This is a genomic window from Methylobacterium sp. CM6257 (assembly GCF_054611515.1).
On the sequence record NZ_CM137735.1, the window covers coordinates 6,778,766 to 6,787,990 of the forward strand.

The 9,225-nt window shown below is 70.3% G+C and carries 11 protein-coding genes and 1 other RNA gene; 5 read left to right on the forward strand and 7 right to left on the reverse strand.

What is annotated here, in order from left to right; genetic code table 11:
* Positions 1–49: 49 nt before the first annotated feature.
* A complete protein-coding gene (gene mepA, locus ACYCO6_RS33065; RefSeq protein ID WP_459767377.1) occupies positions 50–970 on the reverse strand; it encodes a penicillin-insensitive murein endopeptidase in 921 nt (306 codons plus the stop codon).
* A gap of 111 nt (positions 971–1,081) precedes the next feature.
* Between mepA and ACYCO6_RS33070 the strand changes: the two genes are divergently transcribed.
* Positions 1,082–1,480, forward strand: coding sequence for a PRC-barrel domain-containing protein (locus ACYCO6_RS33070; protein WP_459767379.1), 399 nt, complete (start codon positions 1,082–1,084; stop codon positions 1,478–1,480).
* 1 nt (position 1,481) lies between these two features.
* Here the strand turns inward: ACYCO6_RS33070 and ACYCO6_RS33075 are convergent, their stop codons facing one another.
* From ACYCO6_RS33075 to fumC, 4 genes are all read right to left on the reverse strand, one after another.
* On the reverse strand, positions 1,482–2,099 hold the full coding sequence (locus ACYCO6_RS33075; protein ID WP_459767381.1) for a ParB-like protein: 618 nt from the start codon (positions 2,097–2,099) through the stop codon (positions 1,482–1,484).
* 80 nt (positions 2,100–2,179) lie between these two features.
* Positions 2,180–2,404, reverse strand: coding sequence for a ribbon-helix-helix domain-containing protein (locus ACYCO6_RS33080; protein ID WP_459767384.1), 225 nt, complete (start codon positions 2,402–2,404; stop codon positions 2,180–2,182).
* Positions 2,405–2,414: 10 nt separating this feature from the next.
* Positions 2,415–2,618 carry a DUF4169 family protein gene (locus ACYCO6_RS33085; RefSeq protein ID WP_459767386.1) on the reverse strand — a complete coding sequence of 68 codons (204 nt, stop codon included), beginning with the start codon at positions 2,616–2,618 and terminating at the stop codon, positions 2,415–2,417.
* A gap of 62 nt (positions 2,619–2,680) precedes the next feature.
* Complete coding sequence (gene fumC, locus ACYCO6_RS33090; protein ID WP_459767388.1) at positions 2,681–4,093, reverse strand: class II fumarate hydratase; 1,413 nt, start codon at positions 4,091–4,093, stop codon at positions 2,681–2,683.
* A gap of 120 nt (positions 4,094–4,213) precedes the next feature.
* Here fumC and ACYCO6_RS33095 point away from each other — a divergent pair, with 120 nt between their 5' ends.
* Positions 4,214–5,602, forward strand: a complete 1,389-nt coding sequence (locus ACYCO6_RS33095) for a cytochrome P450 (protein WP_459767390.1) — start codon at positions 4,214–4,216, stop codon at positions 5,600–5,602.
* A gap of 13 nt (positions 5,603–5,615) precedes the next feature.
* On the opposite strand, the gene ACYCO6_RS33100 is transcribed toward ACYCO6_RS33095, so the two are convergent.
* Together ACYCO6_RS33100 and ssrA are read right to left on the reverse strand one after the other, a co-directional pair.
* On the reverse strand, positions 5,616–6,242 hold the full coding sequence (locus ACYCO6_RS33100) for an SspB family protein (protein WP_459767392.1): 627 nt from the start codon (positions 6,240–6,242) through the stop codon (positions 5,616–5,618).
* Positions 6,243–6,307: 65 nt separating this feature from the next.
* Positions 6,308–6,689, reverse strand: a transfer-messenger RNA (tmRNA) gene (gene ssrA, locus ACYCO6_RS33105).
* On the opposite strand from ssrA, the gene ACYCO6_RS33110 reads away from it, so the two are divergent.
* From ACYCO6_RS33110 to ACYCO6_RS33120, 3 genes are all read left to right on the forward strand, one after another.
* Positions 6,681–7,568: a CPBP family intramembrane glutamic endopeptidase gene (locus ACYCO6_RS33110; RefSeq protein WP_459767394.1), complete on the forward strand. Its 888-nt coding sequence runs from the start codon at positions 6,681–6,683 to the stop codon at positions 7,566–7,568. The two genes, ssrA and ACYCO6_RS33110, sit on opposite strands and share 9 nt — an antisense overlap.
* Before the next feature lie 95 nt (positions 7,569–7,663).
* Positions 7,664–8,458 carry a thymidylate synthase gene (locus tag ACYCO6_RS33115; protein WP_459767396.1) on the forward strand — a complete coding sequence of 265 codons (795 nt, stop codon included), beginning with the start codon at positions 7,664–7,666 and terminating at the stop codon, positions 8,456–8,458.
* Complete coding sequence (locus ACYCO6_RS33120) at positions 8,455–8,943, forward strand: dihydrofolate reductase (protein WP_459767398.1); 489 nt, start codon at positions 8,455–8,457, stop codon at positions 8,941–8,943. The genes ACYCO6_RS33115 and ACYCO6_RS33120 overlap by 4 nt, the downstream gene beginning before the upstream one ends.
* Positions 8,944–9,225: the final 282 nt, after the last annotated feature.

A 9,225-nucleotide genomic window follows, 5' to 3' on the forward strand; every position in this document is an offset into this window, starting at 1 on the left:
CGGGGCGTTAACACTCCGCCGGCCCGCCGAACAGCGCCCGCCGGGATGATCAGGGTGCCTTCAGCACCGCCCGGCAGGCGGCCGGCAGCGCCGCCATGGTCATGGCGGGCTTCGGCTTCGGCGGCACCTTCGGGGGCTTCGGGTGGAGCACCCTGTCCGAGAACCAGTAACCGAGATCGTCGCAGCCATCCCCGGGGGGAGGCGGGGCCTGGGACTGACACTCCTCCTGGCCGGCCGGGCAGGCCAGCCGGATATGGTAGTGGTAGTTGTGTCCGTACATCGGCCGGACCTTGGTCAGCCAGTGGTTGCCTCCGGCCTCGCGGCAGAGCGCCTTCTTGATTGCCGCGTTCACGAAGATGCGCTCCACCTCCGGCTGCTCGGCCGTGAGCTTGATCAGCTGCAGGTGCGCGGGCGTCCAGACGTCGGGGTCGATGTCGAGGCGGTCGGGGCGGACCATGTCGGTGGCCGAGGTCTCCTCCCGCTCCGCCCGGCTCATGCGGTGATCGGGCATCGGCGTCAGCCAGACGTCGGCGTCGATTCCGATCTGGTGTGAGGCGTGGCCGGTGATCATCGGGCCGCCCCGGGGCTGGGCCATGTCCCCCACGAGCAGGCCCGACCAGCCGACCCGGGTGGCCTTCTGCGACAACCGCTCCAGGAAGTGGACGAGATAGGGCGTGCCCCACATCCGGTTGCGGGACGGGCGCATGACCTGCCAGTTCGGCCCGTCCAGCGGCAGCGCCTCGCCCCCGGAAAAGCAGCCCTTGGCGTAGAAGCCGTAGATGCGGGCCGGACCCGCGGCCGCGCGGGTAACGCGCCCGAACAGCGCCTTGGCGGGTGTCGAGGGCGCGTCCGGATGCTCCAGCGGCGGCAGGGGCTTCGGATTCAGGCTGCCGCGATCCTGGGCGTGCGCGGCGGCGGGCAGGATCAGGGCGGCGAGCGCGAGGCTCTGGGCAAGGCGCGGCATCGGCATGCGGGGAGCTGTTCGTCCGGCAGGGAAAGGGCAGGCAGGCCCGGCCCGGAACGTCGCCCAGCGCCGGGGCGTTTTTCAGGCAGATAGCCCAAGATGGCCCGGGAGGCGACGATGACGGCGACCGGTCAGCCCGCCGTGGAACAATCCGCAGCCAGGCAGCCCCGCCGCCTGATCGCCAGCGACCGGGTCATCGGGACGGATGTGCGCCGGCCGGACGGGACCCGCGTCGGCCGGATCGAGCGGCTGATGCTCGACAAGGCCTCCGGCCGCGTCGCCTACGCGGTGATGAGCTTCGGCGGTTTCCTGGGGCTCGGCGAGGATTTCTACACGCTTCCCTGGTCGGTGCTCCGCTTCGAGCCGCAGCAGGACGCCTACGTGGTCGACATCACGGAGGCGCAGCTGCGCGCCGCGCCCGCCCGCACCCCAGAGGGCACCGATCCCACCGCCGACGGAGCCTGGGAGGAGCAGATCCACCGCTACTACGACGCGGCGCCCTACTGGGGGATCTGACTCAGCGCGTCACCGGCCCGCACCAGCCGGGCAGGTACTCGGCGTCCTTGGACTTGGCGAGCGCCATGGCCTTCTCCAGGGCGGCGGAGAAGTCGGTCTCGATGCGCTTCTCCTTGATGTTCCGCCGCAGGAAATCGGCCCACAGGAACTCGCTGAAGGGCGTCGTGTCCTTGGCGAAGCCGCCGGCCCGGCGCAACTCGCCGGCGAGGCTGCGATAGGGGTCGTCCACCAGGGCATCGACCGATTTCGGGATGCCCTTGAAGTTCTGGCGCACGCCCTCGGCGTCGTAGGGATGCACCCAGGACTTGTGATCGCAGACCGTCCAGAACGCTTCCTTGTCCAGATAATGAAGGTCGGCCACCACGGTGACGAGAACGCTCTCGACCCCCTCCTCGTGCAGGGCGCGGGACAGGTGGTGGTGATCGATGATGTAGTGGTGCTTCTTCGGCCCGAGCAGCGTCGGGATCATGTGGGCGCCGAGGAAGGCCTTCTTCTTCTCGCCGTCGTATTCCCGCCAGCGCCGCCGCTTCTCCGCCACCTCCCGGTAGCCCACCGTCATCTGCGTCGGGCGCAGCTCGGCGATCGGGACGGGTCTGAGCAGCGGTTCGCGATTGGCCATGAGCGACTCTTCCTGCGTGGTTTTGTCACGCGACCGTCACAACCTATGCAGAAGCGGGGGAGCGGACAGGCCGGACGCGCTCACGTTTCCGGGATCGCGCGCACCGCACCCAGGACGAACACGCGGATCGCCGAGGACAGGTTCTGCCCGCCGCGCCCGGCATCGATCGCGCCGACAAGCGCCTGGACCGACTGACCCCGCGCCTCCGCGATCTCCCGCAGCGCCGCCCAGAACGGATCTTCCAAGGAGACGCTGGTGCGGTGGCCGGCGATCATCACGGAGCGTTTGGTGATGCCCGCGCTCATGCGGAAGCGGTCATGCGTTCGGATCGGGATCCGGTTCGCGCCGCTCGAGGCGGTGGCCCTCGTGGCGCTCGGCTTCCAGGGCCTTGCGGCGCTGCTGGAGCGTTTTGGCCTTCTTCGGCTGTCCGAAGGCGATCCGGTTGGTTTCGGCCTTCGCGTCGGCCTCGGCCCGCGCCTTCGCCTTGCGGACCTGGCGCAGGTTGATGATCTCGGCCATGGATCGCCTCCCGGCAGCGACGGCCGGCGCAGGTCTCGCGCGCCGGTCGAGTTGCGAAAGAATCAAGCGGACGGCGCCAGCATCGTCTCCGGACGGACTACGCGCTCGAACTCCTCCGCGGTGACGTAGCCGAGGCGCAGGGCCTCCTCCTTGAGGGTCGTGCCGTTCTTGTGCGCCGTCTTGGCGATCTCGGCGGCCTTGTCGTAGCCGATGGAGGGGGCGAGCGCGGTCACCAGCATGAGCGAGCGGCTCATCAGGTCGGCGATCTTGTCCTCGTTGGCCTTGATGCCGACGACGCAATTGTCGGTGAAGCTCACCGCCGCGTCAGCCAGCAGCCGGACCGACTGCAGCACCGCATTGGCGATCACCGGCTTGAAGACGTTGAGCTCGAAATTGCCCTGAGAGCCGGCGAAGCTCACCGTGGTGCCGTTTCCGATCACCTGGGCGCAGACCATCGTCAGGGCCTCGCACTGGGTCGGATTGACCTTGCCGGGCATGATCGAGGAGCCGGGCTCGTTCTCGGGGAGCGACAGCTCGCCGAGGCCGGAGCGCGGGCCCGAGCCGAGGAAGCGGATGTCCTGGGCGATCTTGAACAGGCCGGCGGCGAGCGCCGCGAGCGCGCCCTGCGTGAATACCAGCGCGTCGTGGGTCGCGAGCGCCTCGAACTTGTTCTCGGCGGAGGTGAAGGGGAGGCCCGTCAGCTCGGCGACCTTGGCGGCGAAGCGCTCGGCGAATTCCGGATGGGCGTTGAGGCCGGTGCCGACCGCGGTGCCGCCCTGGGCGAGAGCCAGCACGCCCGGCAGGGTCGCGGCGACGCGCGATCCGCCGAGCGCAACCTGCGCGGCGTAGCCGGAGAATTCCTGGCCCAGCGAGACTGGCGTCGCGTCCTGCAGGTGGGTGCGGCCGATCTTCACGATCGAGTCGAACGCCTTGGCCTTGGCGTCCAGCGCCGCGTGCAGATGGCTCAGCGCCGGCAGCAGGCGTCCCTGGATCTCCCGCGCCACCGCGATGTGCATGGCGGTGGGGAAGGTGTCGTTGGAGGATTGGCCGCGGTTGCAATGGTCGTTCGGGTGGACCGGCGACTTGCCGCCGCGCTGGCCGCCCAGCCGCTCGTTGGCGAGGCTCGCGATGACCTCGTTGGCGTTCATGTTCGACTGGGTACCCGAGCCGGTCTGGTAGATGACCAGGGGGAACTCGTCATCGTAGCGGCCCTCGACGACCTCGGCGGCCGAGGCCGCGATGGCGTCCGCGAGCTTCGGATCGAGGGCGCCGAGATCCTTGTTCACCAGGGCGGCGGCCTGCTTCACGACGCCCAGCGCGTGCACCAGCGGCGCCGGCATCCGGTCGGTGCCGATCTTGAAGTTCTGGATCGAGCGCTGGGTCTGCGCACCCCAGTAGCGATGCGCCGGGACCTCGATCGGCCCGAATGTGTCGGACTCGGTGCGGGTGGCGGTTCCGGTCTCGGTGGGCGACATCGTGGCCTCTACGTCTGGTGCAGTGCGGTGCCTACTTAAATGAGGCGCGGGTGAATCGCGATGCCGGTTTTCCCCGGCGCACCGACAAGGGCGGGGCTCTGTTCCCGCCGGAAGGAGCCGATGAGCGCCACGATCGACCTGACCGAGCCAGCCACCCGGTTCCGCCCGCCCGTGCCGCCGCCGCTGCATGAGCCGCTGGGCCTGTTCGCGTTCCTGCGCGCGGCCCGGAAGAACCCGATCACCACCTGGATGGACGCGCATTTCAAGCTGCCGGTCGTGGCGGCCGAAGGCGCGATGGGCCGGATCACCGTGGTGAGCGACCCGGCGCTGATCCGCTACCTGCTCATCGAGAACGCCGAAGGCTACCGCAAAGACGACCTCCAGCGCCGTGTCCTGGCGCCGGGACTGGGCAACGGCCTGCTCAGCGCCGAAGGGGACGAGTGGCGGCTCCAGCGCCGGACGCTGGCGCCGATCTTCAGCGCGCGCAATGTCCAGGGCTTCGCGGCGGCCATGAACGCCGCCGGCGCCCGCCTGGGGCGGCGACTCCTCCGCCGGGACGGCAAGCAGGTCGACGTGGCGCTGGAGATGACCCGCGTCACCCTGGACGTGCTGGAGCGGACGATCTTCACGCAAGGTTTGCCGAGCGACCCCGATGCGCTGGGCCGCGCCATCACCCGCTTCCTGGAGGCGGTGGGTCCGATCGATCCGCTCGACGTGTTCGGCGTGCCCGATTTCGTGCCGCGGATCGGGCGCCTCCGGGCGCGGCCGGCGGGGCGGTTCTTCGCCGAGGTGGTCGACGAACTGATCGCCCGGCGCAAGGCGCTGATGGAACAGGGCGAGGCGCCGCGCGACCTGCTCACGCTGCTCCTGGCCGCGCAGGATCCCGAGACGGGCAACGGCCTCTCGGACCTCGCCGTGAAGGCCAATATCGTGACCTTCATCGCCGCCGGCCACGAGACGACCGCCAATTCGCTGACCTGGACGCTCTACTGCCTGTCGCAGGATCCCGCCGCGCGGGCCCGGGTCGAGGCCGAGGTCGACGCCGCCGGGCCGGGGGATTTCTCCCTGGAACGCCTGCCCTTCACCCGGGCGGCGATCGAGGAGGCGATGCGGCTGTTCCCGCCGGTCCCGTTCCTCAGCCGGCAGGCGGTCCGGGACGACCGGTTCGGCCGGATTAAGGTGCCGCGGGGCTCGCTGGTGATGGTGGCACCCTGGGTGCTGCACCGGCACCATCTGCTCTGGGAGGATCCGGAGGCCTTCGTGCCCGAGCGATTCCTGCCCGAGCACCGGGACGCGATCCCGCGTTTCGCCTACCTGCCGTTCGGGGCGGGGCCGCGGGTCTGCATTGGTCACAGCTTCTCGATTCAGGAAGCGGTGATCGTGCTGGCGCAGATCGTCCGGGCGGTGCGATTCCGGCTGCCGGACGATCACCCGCCGGTCACGCCGCTCCACCGCGTGACCCTGCGGCCGGAGCACGGCCTGCGCATGGAGGTCGAGGTGCGGGGCTGACGGCCCCGCCCTGTCAGCTCTTCTTCCGGAAGGCGTCCAGGCTCACGACCTCGGCGCTCCCCTCCTCGCCCTCCTTCTTGGCGGCGGGGCGGGGCGCCTTCTCGTCCGGCTTGCCGCCGGACTTCTCACCTTGGGCCGCCGGTGCCGGCAGCACCTTCGGGGTGCCCGAGCCGATCGCGGCGAGTCCGGAGCCCTTCGGCCGGACCTCCCCGGGCTCGGATCCCGCTCCGCGCGGGCCGGGCTTGGCCGGGGCGGCGTTCGCCTCCTCGGGAGCCTCGCCGGCCTCGCTGAGATCGAATTTCAGGCCGAACTGCACGGACGGGTCGAAAAAGCCGGAGAGTGCATCGAACGGCACCAGCAGCCGCTCCGGCACGCCCGAGAAGGACAGACCGACCTCGAAAGCGTGCTCGGTGACGTTAAGATCCCAGAACTGGTGCTGCAGGACGATGGTCATGTCCTGCGGGTACTTCTCGCGCAGGGCCTGCGACATCCTGACCCCCGGCGCCTCCGTCCGGAACGAGACGTAGAAATGATGCTCGCCCATCAGCCCTTCTCGGGCCGCGTCGGTCAGCACCTTGCGCACCACGCCGCGCAGGGCGTCCTGTACCAGGAGGTCGTAGCGGATCAGGTCGTCTGCCATCTGCGGTCGCGCTCTAGCCCGGTCTGCCCGGCGCCCCGCCGCGGATGGCCGGACCGAGGAATTGAAGTGGAGGCTTCTGTTGCCAGGTGCCTCCGAACCCCGCCTATGCGGTGCTACCCGCTAGGACTTTAGGTCGGTATTGGGGACCGCTTACGCGGCCACCGCCACCGGAGCAAAGTTGTCGTTGGCAACTATTGCAATGGCCCGATAACGGCGGAACCATGCCGAGCGAAAGCTCAACCTTTACGCCCTCGTCGATCCTATTTCGCCCCCGCCAAAGCCCAGGTTCCGATCATGCACCTTGCGGCAGCATGTCCTGGGCTCGGGTGGAGGCGCCGGGTACCGCCCCCGGGTCCGATAGGTTTATTGCGAAGAACGTTTATCGCCATAGCCGGCCTCGCGACCGGCTCCCGAGATATAGAGGGGATCGGTCCGGTTTTGAAGCCCGATCGTATCGCGCGGCTGCCGCACGGCGAGTCTCCGGTCCAGGCTGTTGCCGGAAGCGCGCAGTCGCGCGCCATCGCGCCCGACGGGGCGCCCCTTCTCGACGGGACTCTCCTCGACCGGAGCCTTGCCGATCGGATCGGGTCGGTGATCTGGCGGCTGGGCGCCCTGGTCGGCCTCGTCGTCCTCTACCTGGGCGCCGCGAGCCTGCTCTCCCTCGTGGTCGTGCGCGTCGGCTTCGACCTGTGGGACGGCATCGACCCGTTCCTGGCGCCCGAGCGGCGGCCGTTCCTCGGCCCGGTGGAACTCGCCCACCGGACCTTCGCGGTCGATGCCCTGCGCCAGGTCTTCCTCGCCCTTCTCGTGCTCGGCGGCGCGTGGTGGCGCGACCGGTCCGGGTGGCGCCGCCGCCTCGCCCTCGACCGTGAGCGCCCGAACGGGATGCGGCCGGTCGCGCTCCTGGCGATTCTCCTGGTCTGGCCGGTGCTGCACATCACCTGGGTCACCGGGACGGCGGAGATGTTCGGGGCGAGCTTCGGTCAGCATGTGCGGCTGTCCCCGTTCATGAGCCAAGCCGCGGTCGCGGCATGGCTCGCCTATCTGGCGATCCTGGCACCCGTGGCCGAGGAACTGCTGCTGCGCGGCGAGGCCTTCGCCCGCGCCCACGCGGCGCTGGGACCCGCGGGGGCGATCCTGGTCACCGCGATCATCTTCGCGGCCGCCCATGTCTCGTCCTGGGGGCTCGCCAGGCCAGTCTCGCTCCTGCCGCTGGCCGTCGCGCTCGGCTGGCTGCGCTGGCGCACCGGCCGGCTGTGGCCCGGCATCGCGCTTCACGGCTGGTCGAACCTCGCCCTCGTGACCTATCTGCTCTGGCCGGCCTGAGCCACGCGCCCGTCCCGCATCGAGACGCGAGCCCGCGGGGGCCATATACCGGCTGCGAACTTGCCGGCCGCCACTCTGGGGCGCAGGAGTGCCCGATGGACGCCTATCACGACCTGCTCCGGCGCATCCTCGACGAGGGTGCCGCCAAGGATGACCGCACCGGCACCGGGACGCTCTCGGTGTTCGGCCACCAGATGCGCTTCGACCTGTCGGCCGGCTTCCCGCTGGTCACCACGAAGCGGCTGCACCTGCGCTCGATCATCCACGAGCTGCTCTGGTTCCTGGCGGGCGACACCAACGTGGCCGCCCTGCGGGCGAACGGCGTGACAATCTGGGACGAATGGGCCGACGAACACGGCGATCTCGGCCCGGTCTACGGCAAGCAATGGCGCTCCTGGGCGAAGCCCGGGGGCGGCGCCGTCGACCAGATCGCCTGGGTGCTGGACGAGATCCGGCGCAACCCCGATTCCCGCAGGCTGATCGTCTCAGCCTGGAATCCGGCGGACCTCGACCGGATGGCGCTCGCCCCCTGCCACTGCCTGTTCCAGTTCTACGTGAGCGAGGGGCGCCTCTCCTGCCAGCTCTACCAGCGCTCGGCGGACGCCTTCCTCGGCGTGCCCTTCAACATCGCGAGCTACGCCCTCCTGACCCACATGATCGCCCAGGTGACCGGCCTCGGGGTCGGCGATTTCGTCCACACCTTCGGCGACGCGCATCTCTACCGGAACCACCTGGAGCAGACGCGCGCCCTGCTGGCCCGCGCCCCGCGCCCGCTGCCGCGGCTGCGGCTGAACCCCGCGGTGCGCGACCTCTTCGCCTTCCGGTACGAGGACGTCTCCGTCGAGGGTTACGACCCGCACCCGGCCATCGCGGCCCCGGTGGCGGTATGAGCCCGACCGTCTCACTGGTCGCCGCAGTCGCCCGCAACGGCGTGATCGGCCGCGACAACGGGCTGGCCTGGCATCTCTCGAGCGATCTCAAGCGCTTCAAGGCCCTGACCATGGGCAAGCCGATGCTGATGGGCCGGCGGACCTGGGACTCGATCGGCCGGCCCTTGCCGGGGCGTCGCACCCTGGTGCTCACCCGGGACCGCGGCTTCCGGGCGGAGGGCGCCGAGACCGTCCACGACTGGGACGCCGCGCTGGCGGCGGCCGGGACGGAGCTGATGGTGGTGGGCGGCGCCGAGATCTACGCACTCGCACTTCCGCAGGCCGACCGGCTCCACCTGACGGAGGTCGAGGCGGAGCCGGAGGGCGACGTGCGGTTCCCGGCTTTTGATCGTGCGCGCTTCCGGGAGACGTTCCGCGAGCCGCATCCGGCCGGTCCGCGCGACGAGCACGCCTTCGCGTTCGTCGATTGGGAGCGCGTCCGCTGAGGCGCGCCGCCGCATTTGCCTTCCGCGCCGCGCGTGCCCACCTGCCAGCCTTGACAGCATGGGGCACACGCCCGCAGGTGCCTGTAAGGTGCGCATCCCCACGGCGGGCGCCCGCATCCTGCGGGAAGATGCGTGCGGGCAGGCGCTTAGCCCGTCAACCGGACTGTGTCGCAGGGCGGCCGTTCCGGACGGACGGGACTAGGGGGCCGAGCGTGGCCGTTCAGGCAGGGAGCGCCGGCCGGGGTGTGGGTCGGGCGCGGACAGGCAGGAGACGACGGCTAG